General features: G+C 72.8%; 17 protein-coding genes and 2 pseudogenes. 13 read left to right on the top strand and 6 right to left on the bottom strand.

The genetic code is table 11. The annotated features are described in order from the left end of the window. The first annotated feature begins 283 nt into the window (after window positions 1–283). Window positions 284–457, top strand: a complete 174-nt coding sequence (locus BJ965_RS03810) for a hypothetical protein (protein ID WP_167526749.1) — start codon at window positions 284–286, stop codon at window positions 455–457. Window positions 458–513: 56 nt separating this feature from the next. After that, window positions 514–996, top strand: coding sequence for a GNAT family N-acetyltransferase (locus BJ965_RS03805; protein ID WP_184907352.1), 483 nt, complete (start codon window positions 514–516; stop codon window positions 994–996). 22 nt (window positions 997–1,018) lie between these two features. Here BJ965_RS03805 and BJ965_RS03800 read toward each other — a convergent pair whose 3' ends face one another. The 4 genes and pseudogenes from BJ965_RS03800 to BJ965_RS03785 form a co-directional block, all read right to left on the bottom strand. Then, window positions 1,019–1,438, bottom strand: coding sequence for a VOC family protein (locus BJ965_RS03800; protein ID WP_184907351.1), 420 nt, complete (start codon window positions 1,436–1,438; stop codon window positions 1,019–1,021). Between the two features lie 208 nt (window positions 1,439–1,646). Beyond that, complete coding sequence (locus BJ965_RS03795) at window positions 1,647–2,990, bottom strand: amidase (protein ID WP_184907350.1); 1,344 nt, start codon at window positions 2,988–2,990, stop codon at window positions 1,647–1,649. A gap of 120 nt (window positions 2,991–3,110) precedes the next feature. Then, window positions 3,111–3,716 (bottom strand): annotated as a pseudogene (locus BJ965_RS39080) (alpha/beta hydrolase family protein); the annotation flags it as partial. A gap of 488 nt (window positions 3,717–4,204) precedes the next feature. Further along, window positions 4,205–5,204, bottom strand: a pseudogene (locus BJ965_RS03785) (LacI family DNA-binding transcriptional regulator); the annotation flags it as partial. A gap of 227 nt (window positions 5,205–5,431) precedes the next feature. Between BJ965_RS03785 and BJ965_RS03780 the strand changes: the two are divergent. Next, complete coding sequence (locus BJ965_RS03780; protein ID WP_184907348.1) at window positions 5,432–5,905, top strand: carboxymuconolactone decarboxylase family protein; 474 nt, start codon at window positions 5,432–5,434, stop codon at window positions 5,903–5,905. A 28-nt stretch (window positions 5,906–5,933) separates the two neighbouring features. Here BJ965_RS03780 and BJ965_RS03775 read toward each other — a convergent pair whose 3' ends face one another. Further along, window positions 5,934–6,638 carry a FadR/GntR family transcriptional regulator gene (locus BJ965_RS03775; RefSeq protein ID WP_184907347.1) on the bottom strand — a complete coding sequence of 235 codons (705 nt, stop codon included), beginning with the start codon at window positions 6,636–6,638 and terminating at the stop codon, window positions 5,934–5,936. Window positions 6,639–6,805: 167 nt separating this feature from the next. On the opposite strand from BJ965_RS03775, the gene BJ965_RS03770 reads away from it, so the two are divergent. From BJ965_RS03770 to BJ965_RS03735, 8 genes are read left to right on the top strand one after another with little or no spacing between them, the layout of a single operon-like run. Beyond that, window positions 6,806–7,879, top strand: a complete 1,074-nt coding sequence (locus BJ965_RS03770) for a sugar ABC transporter substrate-binding protein (RefSeq protein ID WP_184907346.1) — start codon at window positions 6,806–6,808, stop codon at window positions 7,877–7,879. Beyond that, the gene (locus tag BJ965_RS03765; protein ID WP_184907345.1) at window positions 7,876–9,366 is read left to right on the top strand and encodes a sugar ABC transporter ATP-binding protein; all 1,491 of its coding nucleotides are present in this window, start codon (window positions 7,876–7,878) and stop codon (window positions 9,364–9,366) included. The genes BJ965_RS03770 and BJ965_RS03765 overlap by 4 nt, the downstream gene beginning before the upstream one ends. Further along, window positions 9,359–10,384 (top strand): ABC transporter permease, encoded by a 1,026-nt coding sequence (locus tag BJ965_RS03760; RefSeq protein ID WP_184907344.1) that lies wholly within the window; start codon window positions 9,359–9,361, stop codon window positions 10,382–10,384. The genes BJ965_RS03765 and BJ965_RS03760 overlap by 8 nt, the downstream gene beginning before the upstream one ends. 38 nt (window positions 10,385–10,422) lie before the next feature. Beyond that, window positions 10,423–11,757: an L-fuconate dehydratase gene (locus tag BJ965_RS03755; RefSeq protein WP_184907343.1), complete on the top strand. Its 1,335-nt coding sequence runs from the start codon at window positions 10,423–10,425 to the stop codon at window positions 11,755–11,757. Beyond that, window positions 11,754–12,509, top strand: a complete 756-nt coding sequence (locus tag BJ965_RS03750) for an SDR family NAD(P)-dependent oxidoreductase (RefSeq protein WP_184907342.1) — start codon at window positions 11,754–11,756, stop codon at window positions 12,507–12,509. The genes BJ965_RS03755 and BJ965_RS03750 overlap by 4 nt, the downstream gene beginning before the upstream one ends. Then, complete coding sequence (locus BJ965_RS03745; RefSeq protein ID WP_184907341.1) at window positions 12,506–13,501, top strand: aldo/keto reductase; 996 nt, start codon at window positions 12,506–12,508, stop codon at window positions 13,499–13,501. Before BJ965_RS03750 ends, BJ965_RS03745 begins: the two co-directional genes overlap by 4 nt. Continuing rightward, window positions 13,498–13,815, top strand: a complete 318-nt coding sequence (locus BJ965_RS03740) for an L-rhamnose mutarotase (RefSeq protein ID WP_184907340.1) — start codon at window positions 13,498–13,500, stop codon at window positions 13,813–13,815. Before BJ965_RS03745 ends, BJ965_RS03740 begins: the two co-directional genes overlap by 4 nt. Further along, window positions 13,812–14,645 carry an amidohydrolase family protein gene (locus BJ965_RS03735; protein ID WP_184907339.1) on the top strand — a complete coding sequence of 278 codons (834 nt, stop codon included), beginning with the start codon at window positions 13,812–13,814 and terminating at the stop codon, window positions 14,643–14,645. The genes BJ965_RS03740 and BJ965_RS03735 overlap by 4 nt, the downstream gene beginning before the upstream one ends. Here the strand turns inward: BJ965_RS03735 and BJ965_RS03730 are convergent. Further along, window positions 14,633–16,054, bottom strand: coding sequence for a lipase maturation factor family protein (locus BJ965_RS03730; protein WP_184916721.1), 1,422 nt, complete (start codon window positions 16,052–16,054; stop codon window positions 14,633–14,635). The two genes, BJ965_RS03735 and BJ965_RS03730, sit on opposite strands and share 13 nt — an antisense overlap. A gap of 143 nt (window positions 16,055–16,197) precedes the next feature. On the opposite strand from BJ965_RS03730, the gene BJ965_RS03725 reads away from it, so the two are divergent. Together BJ965_RS03725 and BJ965_RS03720 are read left to right on the top strand one after the other, a co-directional pair. Continuing rightward, on the top strand, window positions 16,198–17,370 hold the full coding sequence (locus BJ965_RS03725; RefSeq protein ID WP_184907338.1) for a DUF6777 domain-containing protein: 1,173 nt from the start codon (window positions 16,198–16,200) through the stop codon (window positions 17,368–17,370). A gap of 50 nt (window positions 17,371–17,420) precedes the next feature. Beyond that, window positions 17,421–19,508, top strand: a complete 2,088-nt coding sequence (locus BJ965_RS03720) for a SpoIIE family protein phosphatase (protein WP_184907337.1) — start codon at window positions 17,421–17,423, stop codon at window positions 19,506–19,508. The last annotated feature ends 15 nt before the right edge of the window (window positions 19,509–19,523 follow it).

The raw sequence follows: 19,523 nt of genomic DNA, 5'->3' as shown, positions 1-19,523 counted from the left end.
GAGTTGAACGGCGGATGACGCGTGATTGTTACCGGCTGTTTCCAGCCCCATCGAGCGGGGCTCCGCTCATCTGGTTAGTCTGATGCGGACGGACAGCAGCACGGGTCATACCCACACCCACGGTCCGTCATGGGACCAGCCGGTACACCACGGCCTGCTCTCCCGTGAGTCGACCGGCGCCACCGCGTCCGAACTGCTTTTGACATAGAGGCCCGAGCGGGCGTCAGGCGCAGCAGGACCGGCGCGTACGTCCCGAGGGTGACCGACACATAAGGAGTGCGCGGTGACACCGGAGAAGACGAATCGCGATCAACGCCCCAAGGAACGCGGCGAGCGCGCCGGCCGACGGGCCGACGAGCTCGGCAGCCTCGACGTGTGGGCCCGTTCGGCCCCGATCCGCCTCGCGGGCTACGAGGACGACCTCGCAGAGCCCCACATCCTGCCCAGCGTCGACTGACCCCGGGCGGACCCCTCCGCGACCTCCGAGCGCATGGCCGTGCCAGACTCGCGACCATGCTGATCAGGGAAGCAACGGCTGACGACTGGCCTCGCATCTGGCCGTTCTGGCACCGCATCGTCGCCGCGGGCGAGACCTACGCATGGGACCCGGGCACCTCCGAGGAGGAGGCCCGGGTCCTGTGGATGAACCCGGCGAAGCGCGTCTACGTCGTCGAGGACGACGGCGGCGCCGTGGTCGCCTCCGCCTATCTCACCCCCAACTACGGTGGCCCCGCCGCCCGCATCGCCAACGCCGGCTTCATGGTCGACCCCGGCCAGGGCGGCCGCGGCTACGGCCGGGCCCTCGCCGAGCACCTCCTGGCCGAGGCCCGGGCCGCCGGCTACCGGGGCATGGTCTTCAACGCCGTCGTCGAGACCAACCCGGCCGTGACGCTGTGGACGTCCCTCGGCTTCACGGTCCTCGGCACCGTCCCCGAGGCGTTCGACCACCCCCGGCACGGCCGGGTGGGGCTGCACGTCATGTATCGGGCGCTGTAGCGCGACCGGGCGGCCCCAGCTTTCAGGGCCGGGCGTACGGCCGGGTCATGATCTCCATGTTGTGGCCGTCCGGGTCGTCGAAGTAGGCGCCGCGCCCCCCGAAGAGGTCGTTGACCCGGCCGGGTTGGGTGTGGTTCGGGTCGGCGTAGTAGGTGACGCCGAGCGCCTCCAAGCGGTCGATCATGCCGTCGAACCGCTCGTCGGGCACGAGGAACGCGTAGTGCTGCGACTGGATCGGCTCGTCGGTCTTCTCGTAGTAGTCGAGGGTCACGCCGTTGCCCAGGTCGACGGGCAGGAACGGGCCGAAGGGGGCGCCGACCTCCAGGCCCAGGACGGCCGCCAGGAACTCCGCCGACAGCCGGCGGTCGGCGGCGTAGACGGCGGTGTGGTTCAGATGGGCGACGGTCGTCGGGAGGTCGGTGGTGTGCCGGGTGTCGGACATACGTGGGTTCGTCTCCGGGTTTCGGGATCCGTGATGAAGCGCCGCTGAGGGGCGCGGGGATGAGGACACGAAGGACGGGAGGCGGGGCGCGTGCCCTCTCCGGCTCTCGGGCGGGCCCGGGCGGGGTCGCCCCCGCCACGCTCACTCCGAGGCCGGGCGCCTCACTCGTGCATGGCCTACGGCCGACCCGGCAGTCACCCGGCCGACCCTAGTCCATCGGCGCCGTCCGCTGCCACGGGTTTCGTTCCTCCAACTGCCCGGCCAGGTCGAGGAGTCGGGACTCCGTGCCGGGCAGGCCCACCAGCTGCACGGCGCACGGCGCACCGGAGGGGAGGGTCCCGCACGGGACGGACAGGGCGGGCCAGCCGGTCAGGTTCCACGCGGGCGTCAGGGGCGAGTAGTTCGTGTTCGCCAGCACATTGCTCAGCCACCCCCGCTCGTGCCAGGGCCCGGCCTTCGGGGAGCGGCGGGCGAGCGCGGGCGTGAGCAGCACGTCGTGCTCGGTGAAGAACGGCTCCAGCCTCCGGCGCAGCTGCTCCCGGCTCGCCCCGGAGCTCACCGTGCGCAGGAAGGGCCGGCCGAGCCGCGCGTGGACGCGGGTGCGCCGGGTCAGCAGCCGGGGGTCGAGAGGCCGGGCGTCCGCGGCGGTGCCCGCCGTCCAGTGCGCCAGGGAGGTCATGGCGAGCGACAGCGGGTAGGGCGGGTCGGCGCGCCGGACCTGATGCCCCGCCCGCATCAGCAGTCCGGCCGCGTCCCGGGCGGCCGCCGCGTACGGACGGCTGATGGTGACGCCCGCCAGGGGACTGCGCAGTGACACGGCGACCCTGAGGACGCCGGGTGCGGACACGGGACCGGGCTCGGTGCCGGCGAGGACCGAGAACATCAGGCGGGCGTCCTCGACGGTCGTGGCGAGCGGCCCGTTCTCCGACATGCCGAACCAGGTGCTGTCCCCGTCGCCGGTCGGGACGACCCCCTGCCCCGGCTTGATGGTGACCAGGCCGCAGTTGGCGGCCGGTATGCGCAGGGACCCCATGCCGTCGTTGCCGAGGGCGATCGGCACCATCCCGGCGGCGACGGCGGCCGCGCTGCCGCCCGACGAACCGCCCGCCGAACGCGTGGGGTCCCAGGGGTTGCGGGCGATGCCCAGCACACCGTCCGTGGTGCCGAAGACGCACAGTTCGGGGACGTTCGTCAGCCCCACGACCACCGCGCCCGCGGCCCGCAGCCGGGCCACCGTCACATGGTCCCGTGGCGCCGGGGTGTCCGGCGTCGCGGCCGAGCCGATCCGCCGGGACTCGCCGCGCACGGCGAGGTTGTCCTTGACGGCCACGGGCACCCCGGCCAGGGGCAGTTCGGCGAAGTCGCCGCGCGCCGCCACCGCGTCGGCCTCGGCCAGGGCCGCCTCGGCGCGCACCGTGCGGAAGGCCCCGACCCGGCCGTCGAGCCGCTCGATCCGGGCGAGGTGCTCGGCGACCACCTCGCGGGGCGTGACCCGCTTCTCGCGTACGGCGGCGGATATCTCGGCGGCGGTGCGGCCGGCCCAGGTGGTCACAGCGGCTCCTCGGAGGGGAGAGGGCGGACTTACTGACGAGTACGTAGGGAGAACTGTGCACCGGGTGGGGACCGTGCGTCGAGATCGCCGACCGTTTCCCCGCCTCACCCCTGCGCGGGCTCAGCGCAGATGCCGCGATAGGAAGGCCTCGGTGACGTCCATCGAGGCCGCCCACTTCGGCCCGAAGGTGTGTCCCTCGCCGGGGACGGTGCGCAGCTCGACGTCCTTGCCCGCCTTCTCGAAAGCTGCCGCGGCCTCCCGAGACCAGCGCGGCGGGCAGGTGTCGTCCGCGGAGCCGTGCTGGATCAGCAGGGGTTCGGTGACGCGGTCCACGTGGCTGAGCGGCGTGACTCCGCGCCAGAACCCCGGGTTCTCCTCGGGCGTTCCGTGCCTCTCCTCGATCTCGGTGACGACGGGGTCGCCGTTCGGCCGCTGGAAGTGGTCGATGTTCTCCTCCGGCCGAGCGCTGACCGGGGCGTACGCGACCGCCGCGTCGAACAGACCGGGCGCCACGACCAGCGTGTTGTACAGGACCCCGCCGCCCATCGACCGCCCGAACAGCCCGATGCGGTCGCCGTCGATCTCGGGGCGCCCGGAGTCGCGCAGGGCCAGGGCGGCGCCGATGACGTCCTCGGTGTAGCCGAGGCGCAGGTTCACGTCGTTGTCCGGGTCCTTGTCGGAGCGGGCGTGGTTGCGGTAGTCGGTGTGCAGGACGACATAGCCGTGGCGGGCCAGACGGTCCTGCTCACGGGGCATGCCCTGGCCGCTGAAGTAGACGTCCGGATCGATGTGGCCGTGCGCCAGCACCACCGCCGGGAACGGCCCCTCGCCCTCCGGGATGTTCATGATCCCCGAGATCGTCAGGCCGTTCGCCTCGTAGGTGACGGCGTGGCGGGTGTAGGCGGAGGTGCGGTCGAGCACCTCGCCGACACGCAGGCCGGAGCCGGTGTGCTCGCGCCGCATCAGGGCCTGGAGGGAGACGGGGTCGGCCGGAGTGGGGGAGGGCGCGGTGCGGGGGCTCTCACCGGGGGGCCTCTCGCCGGTGGCCCGGGCCGGCACCGGGGACGTCTCGGGCGCGGCGTCCTCCGCACCGCCGGTGCAGCCCGTCGCGACGGCCAGCAGCAGTCCGGCGGCCGCGCAGGCGGTGCCCCGAAGCCGCATACGGTCCAGTGTGGCCCCGCCGGGTACGGGACGGAAGGCCCGGCCTGGGCGGTGCCTCGCGCCGGCCCCGTGCTGTCCCGCTCGATCAGCGTCGGCACCGGCACCCGCACCGTCCGGGCCGCCGTCCAGCAGGGCGGTCAGTTCCCGCGCCGCCGTGCGGCCGAACTCCACGCTGTCCCGGGACAGTGCGGACAGCCACGGCTTGACCAGGCGGCACAGGGCGGAGTCCTCCCAGGCCACCACCGACACGTCCGCAGGCACGGCGAACCCCATCTCGGTCGCGGCGGCGACCCCGGCGACGGCCATCACGTCGTTGTCGTAGATCAGGGCCGTCGGGGCACCGGGACCGTCCAGCACCCGGCGCGTGACGGCCGCGCCCGCCTCGTCCGAGTAGTCGGTCGGCACCGACTGCACCTCGGACAGGCCGCGCCGCTCCGCCTCGGCCCGCAGGGTGCGGATCCGGCGCTCGGTGTGGGCCAGCCCGGGGAGCCCCGCGATGTGCGCGATCCGGCGATGGCCGAGCGCGTACAGCCCGTCCACCACCGCCGCCATGGCACCCGCGTCGTCCGCCCACACCGTCGACAGACCCGGATGCCGCTCGTCCGGCTCGCCCCCGATCACCACGGCGGGCAGGCCGAGCTCGTCCAGAAGGCCGGGCCGGGGGTCGTCCGTGCGCGGGTCGACCACCAGCACCCCGTCGACCCGGTACTCGGCCCACCACCTCCGGTACACCGCGCACTCGTCGTCGATGTCCTCGGCGATCTGGAACAGCAGCCCGAGGTGACGCTCGGCCGGCACTTCCTGGATGCCCGAGACCAGTTGGAGGAAGAACGAGTCCACGCCCAGCGTGCCCGCCGGACGCGCCAGCACGAAACCGACCGTCGCCGCGCCCTCCCCGGACAGTGCGCGGGCCGCCGTGCTGGGCCGCCAGCCCAGCTGTTCGGCGCCCCGGCGCACCCGTTCCCGGGTCACCTCCGAGACCCCGGGCCTTCCGTTGAGCGCGAAGGACACCGCGCTCTCGGACACCCCGGCCCGCCGGGCGGTGTCCTTCATCGTCGGCCGCCGCGTCGGTGAGCGCTTTCCCGTCACGCGTGCTCTCCATTCGACTGGCGCGGACGGGCGGATCGCGCTGCGGCTGCGCCCGTTCGAGCTGGTGACGCTCCGGCTGCACGCGCCTAGCGGGCGGGGGGGGAGACGCAGGTCACATCCGTCCATGTCACATGGTGAGGAGCCGCTGCCTCATAGGGGTGTACGCACCGACAACGGCAGAGGAGCTCACCATGAGCGCACGACTGGACATCTTCGGCAGCCCGACCGCGAGCAAGCTCGTCAAGCAGTTCACCTCCGTGGGGCGGCTGGTGGCGGAGTCACCGCTGTCGGCCGCCACCCGGGAACTGGTCTCGCTGCGGGTGAGCCAGATCAATGGCTGCGCGGTCTGCATCGACATGCACACCAAGGAGGCCACCGCCGCGGGCGAGAGCGCCGTGCGGCTCCATCTGGTCGCGGCATGGCGGGAGGCGACGGTCTTCACCGACGCCGAGCGTGCCGCGCTGGAGCTGGCCGAGCAGGGGACCCGGATCGCGGACGGCGCCGGTGGCGTGCCGGACGAGGTGTGGGAGCGGGCCGCCAAGCACTACGACGAGGAAGAGCTCATGGCGCTGGTGACCCTGATCGCCTTCATGAACACCGCGAACCGGCTGAACGTCATGCTGGAGCAGCCGGCGGGCGACTATCAGGCCGGTCAGTTCAAGTAGCCGCGGAACACCGGGCCCTGGGACCGTCTCAGGGCCCGAGCTGCGCGCGCAGCCACTGCTCCACCTCGCCCACGTGCGCGGCAGCCGCCGCGCGGGCCGCCTCCGGGTCACGGGCCGCCAGGGCGCGGTGGATCGCCGCGTGCTCGCGGCGGGTGCGGGCGAAGGCGCCCTCCTCCTGGTAGCCGCGCCAGACACGGGCGCGGAACGTCCGCGACGACAGGCCCTCCAGGATCGCGGCCATCGTCTCGTTGCCCGCGGCCGCCGCGATCTCCCGGTGGAAGGCCAGGTCGTGGGCGAGGATCTCCTCCGGATCGTCCGTGGCGTTCATCGCCGCCAGGTGTTTCTCCACCTCGGCGAGCTGATCGGAAGTGATCCGGGCGGCGGCCAGGGCCGTCGCCGTCGACTCCAGGATCCGCCGGATCTCCAGCAGCTCCACCAGCTGCGGGCCGCGCGACAGGTCCGCGACGACACCGAAGGTCTCCAGCAGGTCGCCGGCCTCCAGCTGCGTGACGTAGATGCCCGAGCCGTGCCGGGCCTCCAGGACGCCCAGCACCGTGAGCGCGCGGATCGCCTCCCGCATCGAGCTGCGGGAGATGCCGAGCTGGACGGCCAGATCGCGCTCGGTGGGCAGCCGCTGGCCCGGCTCCAGCCGGCCCTCGCCGATCATCGCCTTGATCCGCTCGATGGCGCGCTGCGTCACGGTGCCCTTCTGCGGGGCTGTCTCGTCGTCCACGCCACTCCTCCGATCACAGCGCTCCGGCGCAGTCTAACCAGCCAGGTGGTCGGACCACTACGAGCCGGAAGCGGGGAAATTCGCCGTCGAAGGGTGTTCCGGCGCGGGAGTGGTCTGATAAGTATGCGGGCATCTGCTGGAACACCGGTCGATGGGAGCCCCCTGAGATGCCCGGAAGCACAGTGCGGAAGCGGAACACGTCACGGATGCTCGGCGCGGTGGCCCTGGCCGCCGGAGCGTCCCTGGTGCTCGCCGCGTGCGGCAGCACCAAGGACACCGGAGCCGCCGGGGCCGGAGGCGGTGACGGCACCGGCAAGGTCGGGGTGGTGCTGCCCCTGCTGACCTCGCCGTTCTGGCAGTCGTACAACGACTACGTGCCGAAGATGGCGAAGTCCGAGGGCGTGGACGCGATGAAGACCGTCAACTCCAACAGCGACCCCTCGCAGCAGATCACCGACATCAACAACCAGCTCAACCAGGGCGTCGAGGGCCTGGTCGTCGCCCCGCTGGACAGCGCCGCCATCGAGGCCGGACTCGACCAGGCCGAACGCAAGGGCGTGCCGGTCGTCGCCGTGGACGTGGCACCCGACAAGGGCAAGGTCGCCATGGTGGTCCGGGCGAACAACGTCGCGTACGGCGAGAAGGCCTGCCGGTACCTCGGCGAGCACATCACCTCCGGCAAGGTCGTGCAGATCATGGGCGACCTCGCCTCGGTCAACGGCCGCGACCGCTCCGAGGCGTTCCGCGCCTGCGTGAAGAAGGACTTCCCGAAGCTGAAGGTCCTGGAGATCCCCGCCAAGTGGGAGTCCGACACGGCGGCCTCCAAGCTCGACACCCTCCTCAACGCCAACCCCGACATCAAGGGCATCTACCTGCAGGCGGGCGGCGTCTATCTCGCCCCGACGCTCCAGACCCTCAAGTCCAAGGGCATGTTGAAGAAGGCCGGGCAGCAGGGCCACATCGCCATCGTCTCCAACGACGGCATTCCGCAGGAGTTCGACGCGATCCGCAAGGGCGAGATCGACGCGACCGTCTCCCAGCCCGCCGACGCCTACGCCAAGTACGGCATGTACTACATCAAGGCGGCGATGCAGGGGAAGACGTTCGAGCCGGGCCCGACGGACCACGACTCGACCATCGTCAAGCTGCCCAGCGGCATCCTGGAGGACCAGCTGCCCGCCCCGCTGGTGACCAAGGACAACGTCGACGACCCCGAGCTGTGGGGCAACACGGTCGAATGAGCAGCCCACTTGTCGAGGCACGGGGCGTCGTCAAGCGCTACGGCCCCACCACCGCCCTCGCCGACGGCCGGCTCACCGTCCTGCCCGGCGAGTCCCACGCCCTCGTCGGCCGCAACGGCGCCGGCAAGTCGACCCTGGTCCGCATCCTCACCGGCCTCCAGGCACCAGACGGGGGCACCGTCCGCTTCGACGGCGAGCCCGCGCCGCCGCTCGCCGACCGGGACGCCTGGCGCCGCAAGGTCGCCTGCGTCTACCAGCACCCGACGGTCGTCCCCGAACTGACCGTCGCCGAGAACCTGTTCATCAACCGGCAGCCCTTGAGACGGGGCTTCATCAGCTGGCGCCGCCTGAAGTCCGAGGCCGCCGCCCTCCTCGACACCTGGGACGTGCGCGTCGACCCCGAGGCCCGTACGGCCGACCTCAAGGTCGAGGACCGGCAGATGGTGGAGATCGCCCGGGCGCTGAGCTTCGGCGCCCGGTTCATCGTCCTCGACGAGCCCACCGCCCAGCTCGACAACCGGGAGATCGAGCGGCTCTTCACCCGTATGCGCTCCCTCCAGGACTCGGGCGTCACCTTCCTGTTCATCTCGCACCACCTCCAGGAGGTGTACGAGGTCTGCCAGACCGTCACGGTCCTGCGCGACGCCCGCTGGATCACCACCGCGCCGGTCGCCGACCTCCCACGCCAGGCGCTGGTGGCGGCCATGGCGGGGGAGACGATCGCCGAGGCGGCCGAGCGGCAGCGGGCCGTCGAGGCCGCGGGCCCCGTCCTCCTCGACGTCCGCGGCCTGCGCTCGACGGCGTACGAGAACGTCGACCTCACCGTCCGCCGCGGGGAGGTCGTCGGACTCGCCGGGTCCAGCGCCAGCGGCAAGATCGAGCTGGCCGAGACGTTCACGGGACTGCACACGCCCACCGGCGGGACGGCCCGCCTGGACGGCACGCCGCTGCCCTTCGGCGACGTCCGGGGCGCCCTCGAAGCCGGAGTCGGCTTCGTGCCCCGCGACCGGCACGAGCAGGGCCTCGTCTTCGGCATGTCCATCGGCGACAACGCCACCCTCAGCGTCCTGGACCGACTCGGCCGCTTCGGATTCGTCGGCACCGACCGCAAGCGCGGCGTCGCCGGCGCGCTGATCGAACGGCTCGACATCCACGCCGAGGGCCCCGGGCAGCCCGTCTCGGACCTGTCCGGCGGCAACGCGCAGAAGGTCGTCATGGCCCGGGCCCTCGCCTCCGACCCGCGGCTCCTGGTCCTCGTCAACCCGACCGCGGGCGTCGACGTGAAGTCCAAGGAGTCCCTGCTCGCCCGTGTCGACAGCGCCCGCGACGACGGCACCGCCGTACTCGTCGTCTCCGACGAACTCGACGACCTCAGGCGCTGCGACCGGGTCCTCGTCCTCTTCCACGGCCGTGTCGTCGCCGAACACCCGGCGGGCTGGCGCGACCACGAGCTCATCGCCTCCATCGAAGGAGTGGACCATGGCTGACACCAAGGCCCCGCCGGTGAAGCCGGTGCTCGTGACCGGCACCGGGTCGGCGAGGACCGTGCTGCTGCGCCGGGCCCGCGAACTTGCCCTCGTACCGGCCCTGTTGCTGCTCATGGTGCTCGGAGCGGTCGTCAACGACTCGTTCCTCACCGAGCGCAACCTGATCTCGATCCTCGGCGCCTCCGCCGCCCTCGCGATGGTCGTGCTCGCCGAGTCGCTCGTCCTCATCACCGGCAAGTTCGACCTGTCCCTGGAGTCGGTGGTCGGCATCGCGCCCGCCGTCGGGGCGCTGCTCGTGCTGCCCGCCGCCCAGTCCGGCTGGGGCACCGAGTTCCCCGCCGCCCTGGCCCTGCTCGCGGTCCTGGTCGCGGGCGCGGCCGTCGGCGCCTTCAACGGCATCCTGGTCGTGAAGTTCAAGCTCAACGCGTTCATCGTGACGCTGGCGATGCTGATCGTGCTGCGCGGCCTGCTGGTCGGCGCGACCAAGGGCAAGACGCTGTTCGGCATGCCCGACGGCTTCTACGCGCTGGCCACCACCACCTTCCTCACCGTCCCGCTGTCGGTGTGGCTCGCCGCGATCGCCTTCGCGGTCGCCGGTCTTGTCCTGAAGTACCACCGGGTCGGGCGCGCCCTGTACGCCATCGGCGGCAACGCGGACGCGGCCCGGGCGGCGGGCATCCGCGTGGAACGCGTCATGCTCGGCGTGTTCGTCGTCGCGGGTGTCCTCGCCGCCGTCGGCGGCATCATGCAGACCGGCTACGTCGGTGCGATCAGCGCCAACCAGGGCCAGAACATGATCTTCACGGTGTTCGCGGCCGCGGTGATCGGCGGCATCGCCCTCGACGGCGGCAAGGGCACCATGTTCGGCGCTCTGACCGGCGTACTCCTTCTGGGTGTGGTGCAGAACCTGCTCACCCTCGCGCAGGTCCCGTCGTTCTGGATCCAGGCCATCTACGGCGGGATCATCCTGATCGCCCTCATGATCGCCCGGGTCACCACCGGCCGCGCCCAGGACTGACCTCCCCGCCCTTCCGCACCCGACCCGAAAGGCCCTCCGTGTCCCCGACGCCCGCCCGCATCACCGCGGTCGACACCCACGACATCCGCTTCCCCACCTCGCGCGAGCTCGACGGCTCCGACGCGATGAACCCCGACCCCGACTACTCGGCGGCCTACGTCGTCCTGCGCACGGACGCGGCCGACGGGCACGAGGGGCACGGATTCGCCTTCACCATCGGGCGGGGCAACGAGGTGCAGGTCGCCGCGATCGAGGCACTGAGCGGGCACCTGGTCGGCCGGGACCTCGACGCGCTGTGCGCCGACCCCTCCACCCTGAACCGCGACCTGATCGGCGACAGCCAGCTGCGCTGGCTCGGACCCGAGAAGGGCGTGATGCACATGGCGATCGGCGCCGTCGTCAACGCGGTGTGGGACCTGGCCGCCAAACGCGCCGGCCTGCCGCTGTGGCGGCTGCTGGCCGAGGCCGACCCCGAATGGATCGTGCGCCAGGTCGACTTCCGCTACCTCACCGACGCCCTCACCCCCGAGGAGGCCCTGACCCTCCTGCGCCGGGGCCGGCCGGGCGCCGGGGAACGCACGGCCCGCCTGCTGGAGTCCGGCTACCCCGCCTACACCACCTCGCCCGGCTGGCTCGGCTACGACGACGAGAAACTCACCCGGCTCGCGGCCGAGGCCGTCGCCGACGGCTTCCGGCAGATCAAGCTCAAGGTCGGCGCCGACCTCGACGACGACATCCGCCGCTGCCGCGTGGCGCGTTCGGTCATCGGCCCCGATGTGCGCATGGCCGTCGACGCCAACCAGCGCTGGGACGTCGACGAGGCGATCCGCTGGACCAAGGCCCTCGCCGAGTTCGACCCGTACTGGATCGAGGAACCCACCAGCCCCGACGACATCCTCGGCCACGCGGCGATCCGCCGGGCCGTCGCCCCCGTGAAGGTCGCTTCCGGCGAACACGTGCAGAACCGGATCGTCTTCAAACAGCTCCTCCAGGCCGGCGCGCTCGACATCGTCCAGATCGACGCGGCCCGCGTCGGCGGCGTCCCCGAGAACCTCGCGATCCTGCTGCTCGCCGCCAAGTTCGGTGTGCCGGTCTGCCCGCACGCGGGCGGCGTCGGCCTGTGCGAACTCGTCCAGCACCTGTCGATGTTCGACTACGTGGCCCTCACCGGCACCACCGAGGACCGCGTCATCGAGTACGTCGACCATCTGCACGACCACTTCCTCGACCCGGTGGTGATCCGCGAAGGCCGGTACACGGCACCCACCGCGCCGGGCTTCTCGGCGGCCATGCGGCCCGAGTCGCTGGCGCGGTACACCTACCCGGGCGGCGCGTTCTGGGCCGCCGACCTCCAAAAGGAGCAGGCTGAATGAGCGACTTCGAGGGTCTGAGGGCCCTGGTGACGGGCGGCGCCTCCGGCATCGGCCGGGCCACCGCCGAGCTCCTCGCCGAGCGCGGGGCGCAGGTCGCCGTCCTTGACCTGGACCCGTCATCGGTCGAGAAGCCACTGTGCGGCCACCGCGCCGACGTCACCGACGACGCGTCCGTGCGCGAGGCCGTCGCCGCCGCGGTCACCGGCCTCGGCGGACTCGACGTGCTGGTCAACAACGCCGGCATCGGCGCCCAGGGCACCGTCGAGGACAACCCCGACGACGAATGGCACCGCGTCTACGACGTCAACGTGCTCGGCATGGTCCGCACCACCCGGGCCTGCCTGCCCCATCTGCGGGCCTCCGCGCACGCCGCGATCGTCAACACCTGCTCGATCGCCGCCACCGCGGGCCTGCCGCAGCGCGCCCTGTACAGCGCCACCAAGGGCGCGGTGTACTCCCTCACCCTCGCCATGGCCGCCGACCACGTCCGCGAGGGCATCCGCGTCAACTGCGTCAACCCGGGCACGGTCGACACCCCGTGGGTCGGCCGCCTCCTCGACGCCGCGCCCGACCCGGCCGCCGAACGGGCCGCCCTTCAGGCCCGCCAGCCCACCGGCCGCCTGGTCTCCGCGGCCGAGGTCGCCGGCGCCATCGCCTACCTGGCGAGCCCCCTGTCCGGCGCCACCACCGGCACCGCCCTAGCCGTCGACGGCGGCATGCAGGGCCTGCGGCTGCGCCCGGTGGCCCGGTGAACCGGCTCGGCGGCAGCGGCGTCGAGGTCAGCGCCCTGTCCTTCGGCGCCGCCGCCATCGGCAACCTGTACACCGAGGTCGGCGAGGCCCAGGCGCACGACGCCGTGGAGGCCGCCTGGCAGCGGGGCATCCGCTACTTCGACACCGCCCCGCACTACGGCCTCGGCCTGTCCGAACGCCGCCTGGGCGCCGCCCTGAGCGACCACCCCCGCGACCGGTACACCCTCTCCACCAAGGTCGGGCGCCGCCTCGAACCCTCGGACGGCGGCGGCGACGACCTGGCGGGCGGTTTCGCCGTGCCCGCGACCCACCGCCGCGTGTGGGACTTCAGCGCCGACGGCATCCGCCGCACCCTGGAGTCCAGCCTGGAACGCCTGGGCCTCGACCGGGTCGACGTCGTCTACCTCCACGACCCCGACGAGCACGCCGAAGACGCCTTCCGCGAGGGCTACCCGGCGCTGGAGAAGCTCCGCTCCGAGGGCGTCGTCGGCGCGATCGGCGCCGGCATGAACCAGGCCGGGATGCTCACCCGCTTCGTCCGCGACACCGACGTCGACGTGGTCCTGTGCGCCGGCCGCTACACCCTGCTCGACCAGAGCGCCCTCACCGGCCTGCTGCCCGCGGCCCACGAACGCGGCACGTCCGTCGTCATCGGCGGCGCCTTCAACTCCGGCCTGCTGGCCAACCCCGAGCCCGGGGCGAGGTACAACTACACCGTCGCCCCCTCGGCGCTGGTCGAGCGCGCCCTGCGCCTGAAGTCCGTCGCCGACCGGCACGGCACCACACTGCGCGCCGCCGCCCTGGCCTTCTGCGCCGCCCACCCGGCCGTCGCCAGCGTCCTCGTCGGCGCCCGCTCGGCCCACGAAGTGCGCGACTGCGCCCACCAGTTCGCCGCCCGGGTGCCCGCCGCGTTCTGGCAGGACCTGCACGCCGAGGGCCTGCTGCCCGCCGACGCGCCCGTCCCCGCCGAGACGCCGAAGGAGTCGTCATGAGAGTCGCCCTGCACACCCAGGTCCGCGCCGACCGCATCGCCGCGTACGAGGCGGCCCACCGCGAGGTGCCGGAGGAACTCACCGACGCCATCCGGGCCGCGGGTGCCACCTCTTGGACGATCTGGCGCAGCGGAACGGACCTCTTCCACGTCCTGGACTGCGAGGACTACGCGAGGCTCCTCGCCGCACTGGAGAAGCTGCCGGTCAACGTCGCCTGGCAGGCCCGCATGGCCGAACTCCTGGACGTCGTGCACGACTACTCCGGCGACGGCGCGGACGCCGGCCTGCCCGTCGTCTGGGAGCTGCCGGCATGACCGTGGTCGACGCCCACCACCACGTGTGGGACCTGTCCGTACGGGACCAGGACTGGATCACCGGCCCCGAACTCGCCCCGCTCCGGCGCGACTTCACCATGAAGGACCTCGCCTCCGAGGCGAGGGCCGCCGGAGTGGCGCGCACGGTGCTCGTCCAGACGGTCACCGTGCCCGAGGAGACCCCCGAATTCCTCGCCCTGGCCTGCGAGCACGACCTGATCGCGGGCGTCGTCGGCTGGACCGACCTCACCCGCCCCGACATCGCCGACGAACTCGCCCGGCTGCGCGCGCTCCCCGGCGGCCGGTACCTCAAGGGCATCCGCCACCAGGTCCAGGGAGAACCCGACCCCGAGTGGCTGCTGCGCCCGGACGTGCACCGCGGACTGACCGCCGTCGCCGACGCCGGGCTGGTCTACGACCTGGTGGTGCTCCCGCACCAACTGCCCGCCTGCGCCCGGGCCGCCGCCGCCCTGCCCGGCCTCACCTTCGTCCTCGACCACCTGGGCAAACCGCCCGTCGCCGCCGGCGCCCTCGAACCCTGGGCGACCGGCCTGCGCGCCCTGGCCGCCCTGCCCAACACGGTCGCCAAACTGTCCGGCATGGTCACCGAGGCCGACCCCGCCTCCTGGGCCGTCGAGGACCTGCGCCCGTACGCCGACGTGGCCCTGGAGGCCTTCGGGCCCGGCCGGCTGATGTACGGCTCGGACTGGCCGGTGTCCACCCTGGGCGCGGCCTACGGCGACACCCTGGACCTCACCCGCCGGCTGACCGACCCGCACGACCACCCGCAGATCCTCGAGACCACCGCCACCCGCGTCTACGGCCTCTGAACCTGCCCCGCCAGCCGCGTCGGCGGCAGGAAGTCCCGCACGTACGTCCGCTCCCAGCACGCGCCCGTCTCCCGCAGCTCGCGCCACGTCGTGTAGCGGTACCGGAACAGGCGTGCGCGCACGAACCGAGGGGGCGCGTCCGGCGGGAACGGGGAACGGCGCAGCAGCTTCAGGGTGGCCCGGTCGTTCTCCAGCAGCCGCTCCACCAGCGTCCCGAACCAGGGGTCGGCGTAGGCGGGGGAGAGGGCCGCGAACCACATCAGCCAGTCCAGCCGCAGATGGTAGGGCGCGAACTGGCGCGGCCAGCGCCGCGGATCGCCCGGCTTGCCCTTGAACTCGTACTCCAGCCAGCCCGAGTCCGCGCGCGGCACGTCGTCCGCGGTGCCCTCCACCACCACCTCGTACCGCACCCGGCTCACGCTGCCGAACGCCCCGTAGGTGTTGACCAGGTGAAGCGGGTCGAAGGAGCGGTTCATGACCTGACGGCGGGAGAGCATGTTGCGGACCGGACGGTAGCTGAGACCCAGGAGCGAAACGGCCACCGCGAGCACCACCACGACATACCAGAGCGGGGCACCCGGCACGTCCGGCGGATCGGCCGGGAACCGCACCGCGGACAGCGCCAGCACGATGGTGATCCAGTTCAGCCAGGAGAAGTTGCCCGACAGCACCAGCCACACCTGGGTGACGATCATCAGCGACGCGGCGGCCGTCGCGACGGGCTGCGGGGTGAACAGCAGGAACGGCACCACGAGCTGGGTGACGTGGTTCGCGGCCACCTCGACGCGGTGCAGGGGCCCCGGCAGATGGTGGAAGAACCAGCTCAGCGGGCCCGGCATCGGCTGCGTCTCGTGGTGGTGGTCCAGGCAGGTGAGCTCGCGCCAGCAGGCGTCCCCGCGCATCTTGATCAGCCCCGCGCCGAACTCGACACGGAACAGGATCCACCGCAGCAGGAACAGCACGACGACCGGCGGCGCCACCTCGTCGTTGCCGAGGAACACGGCGAGGAACCCGACCTCCAGCAGCAGCGACTCCCAGCCGAACGAGTACCAGGTCTGCCCGACGTTGACGATCGACAGGTACAGCACCCACGGCACCAGCCACAGCAGCATGCCGCCCCACAACGGCAGCAGCGAGTCGAGCCCCGCCAGCAGCGCCGCCGACACCGCGCAGCCCGCCCAGGCGCAGAGCGCGAAGAAGCGGTCCGAGTAGTGCCACTGGAACACGCTCGGTGCCCGCTCGAACGGCACCCGCTCCACGAACCGCGGCACCGGCAGCAGGCCGCGCCGCCCGATCAGCGGACGGAACTGGAGCACGGCCGTCAGGAACGCCACCAGGTAGACGGCGGCCAGCGCCCGCTGAAAGACCAGCCGGGTCAGCCAGTAGTCGGACGTACCGAACCAGTCCACGGCGTGCGGTCCTCCTTCCAGCGCGGCGCCCGGCCCGGTCGTCACGCTCCGTGTTTCGTCACTCTGGTTGCGTGACCACGGTGGCCGAAGCAAACAATAGTGACGAACGGCCTCGAACGGGCCGAGGTGAGCGGGAGGACGAGGTGCGGACACCCACCGGGACCGTCGTCCTGGCCTGTGTGCTCTCCGCGGTGCTCCTCCTCCCGGGCTGCGGCGGCCACACCACCCGGCACCGCGACACCGCCCGCCACGACGACGCCGGCACCGTCCGAGAACTCCTCCTCCAGCCTGCCGCGGCCCCGGGGCCCGACCCCTTCACCGACTCCACGGCCCTCACGGCGGCTACCCCGTCCCCGGCCCCGCGAACGCCACACCGCACCGACCGGGCCTCCGACGCCGAAGGGCCACGCATCCTCTCCGGCGGAACACCCGGCCTGTACGGCGGCACCGAGGGGGTCGGCAGCTGTGACATCGGCCGGCAGATCGGCCACCTCACCCGCGACCCCGCCCGGGGCCGCGCCTTCGCCGAGGCCGCGGGCATCTCCCCGGCGGCGCTCCCCGACCACGTGCGCGCACTGACCCCGGTCGTGCTGCGCGCCGACACCCGTGTCACCGGCCACGGCCTACGGGCCGGGCGGATCACCCGCTACCAGTCCGTCCTCCAGGCCGGCACCGCCGTCCTCGTCGACGACCGGGGCCTGCCGCGTGTCCGGTGCGCCTGCGGCAACCCGCTCGGGCCGCCGGAGGCGTCCCGCGGCACCGTTGTCACCAGGGGCACTGCCTGGCCCGGCTACCGGCCCGGCCGGGTGATCGCCGTGACCCCGGCCCCGCAGGCCGTCATCGGCTTCACGATCATCGACCTCGCCACCCGGACCTGGATCGAACGCCTCACCGGTCACGACGTGCGCCACGACCGGGCCCTGCCGCCTCCCGCCCGGGTGACGGACCCCCCGGACCCGTCCCGGCCGGCACCGTCGCCGTCGCAGCCCCATGTCCCGCCGGAAGCGGAGCCGTCCACGGAGCCGGATGCCGACCCGGGCGGCGCCTCCCCCGGGGACACTCCGGCCGAGGTGAGTCTCCCGGACGCGGAAACGCCCCTTCCGCCGTCCGGCGGGACCGCCCCGCGCCCCGACCCGCCGGCCGCCCCGGAGGACCCCGGCGGCCCCGACGAGATCGGCCCCGAGGCCGTTCCGGACCACCCCGATCCGCCCGACGGAGCCGGGCTGATTCCCGACGACCGGGCCGCCGCACGCATCCCCGGCAGCCCCACAGGCATCTTCGGCAACCGAGAGCCGAACCGGCGGCGCGGCTCGTAAACTCAGCACATCCAGTCGAAGAATCGGACGAATCCTGGCAAGGTGGGCCCATGGCTGATCGGGGAGCGAGCGCCCTGTCCCTTCCGGACGACTGGCCCGCCCACCCGGACCCGATCCTCGCACTCAACCGGATGGGCAGCTTCGACTGGGATCTGGACACCGGCCTGATGCAGATGGACGCCCAGGCCCACGAAGTCTTCGACGTGCGCCCCGACGAGTACGACGACCACCCCGAGACCCTCGCCAAGCGCGTCCCGCCCGACGAGTCCCGGCGCCTGGACACCGCGGTCTCCCGGGCGCTGAAGGACGGCAGCGAGAACTACGGCGCCTACTTCCGCATCCGCCGCCGGGACGGCTCCCTGCGCTGGACCCACACCCAGGGCTACATCCGGCGCGACGACACCGGACGGCCCCGCCGCATCATCGGCATCATCCGGGACGCCACCCGGGAACTCGGCGAGAGCGACGCCCGCCTCGACCAGGCCGCCCGGGACGAGGCCCGCCGCGAGCAGACCAGCGTCGTCGAACTGACCACGGCCGCCCTCGCCCACGCCCGCACCGTCCAGGACGTCATCGACGTCCTCAAGGACACCCACGGCCTCGTCCACCTCGGCGCCACCAGCCTCGTCATGGGCCTGGTCGAGGCCGGCCGCATCCGCCTGGTCGCCGAGGGCCCGGCGGACAGCTTCGTGCCCGGCACCCGCGTCACCCGCATCGACGAGCCCTACCCGATGAGCGAGGCCGTACGGACCCTCGGCCCGTGCTTCATCGAGTCACCGCAGGAGTTCGCCGAGCGCTACCCGCTCCTGTGGCCGCACATCATCGACCTCGACATCACCTCGGCCGCCTATCTGCCGCTCATCGTCCAGGCCCGGCCGATCGGCGCGATGGGCCTGCTCTACAGCGACCGGTACGGCTTCACGTCGGAGGAGCGCAACATCCTCGTCGCCCTGGGCAGCAGCATCGCGCAGAGCCTGCAGCGTGCCATGTTCTACGAGCAGGAGATGGACCTCGCGCAGGGCCTGCAGCAGGCCATGCTGCCCCGGACCATCCCGAGCGTGCCCGGCGCCGACGTCGCCGTCCGCTACCGCGCCGCCACCATCGGCGGCTCCGTCGGCCGGGACATCGGCGGCGACTGGTACGACCTGATCCCGCTGCCCGGCGGCCGGGTCGGCGCCGTCATCGGCGACGTCCAGGGCCACGACACGCACGCCGCCGCCGTCATGGGCCAGTTGCGCATCGTGCTGCGCGCCTACGCCGCCGAGGGGCACCCCCCGGCCACCGTCATGGCCCGCGCCTCCGTCTTCCTGCACGAACTCGACACCGACCGCTCCGCGACCTGCCTCTACGCGGAGGCCGACCTGTCCACGGGCGTGCTCCAGATGGTCCGGGCCGGCCACATCGATCCGCTGGTGCGCCACACGGACGGCTCCTGCCGCCGCGTCACCGTCCCCGGTGGGCTGCCGCTCGGCCTGTCGGCCGAGTTCGGCCGCCTCGAATACCCCGTGGGCACCATAGAGCTCGACCCCGGCGACACCCTGCTGCTGTGCACCGACGGTCTGGTGGAGCAGCCCGGCGCCGACCTCGACGACGGCATGCGCACCCTGAGCGCACTCGTCGCCACCGGCCCCGACGACGTACGGGACCTCGCCGAGCGGCTCATCGACGTGGCCGCCGAGCGCGGTGGGGACGACGACGTGGCGCTGCTCCTGCTGCGCCGGCGCGGCCCCGAGCACCCGCAGTCCGGCCGCCGGCTCCAGCGGCGCGTGGCGCCCGGCGACCCCGGGGCCCTCTCCGACGCCCGGCACATGATCCGCACCGCGGTCGCCGGCTGGGGAGCGGGCGAGCGCGCCGACGAGATCGAACTGGTCGCCGACGAGCTGATCACCAATGCCCTGATGCACACCGAGGGCTCCGCCGTCGTCACCCTGCGGGCCTTCACCGGTTCCGAGCGACGGCTGCGCGTCGAGGTCGAGGACTCCTCCAGCGCGCTGCCGCGCCGCCGTGAGGCGGGCGAGTCGGGGGTCTCCGGGCGCGGCCTTCTCCTGGTCGAGCTGCTCACCGACGTATGGGGCGTGGAGGCCCGGGGCGGCGGCAAGGCCGTGTGGTGCGAGTTCGTGGTGCCCGGCCCCGGCTGACCCGGCGTGGCACTC

The organism is Streptomyces luteogriseus (genome assembly GCF_014205055.1).
Taxonomy (GTDB): domain Bacteria; phylum Actinomycetota; class Actinomycetes; order Streptomycetales; family Streptomycetaceae; genus Streptomyces; species Streptomyces luteogriseus.
This window is presented reverse-complemented; position numbering and strand designations above follow the sequence as displayed.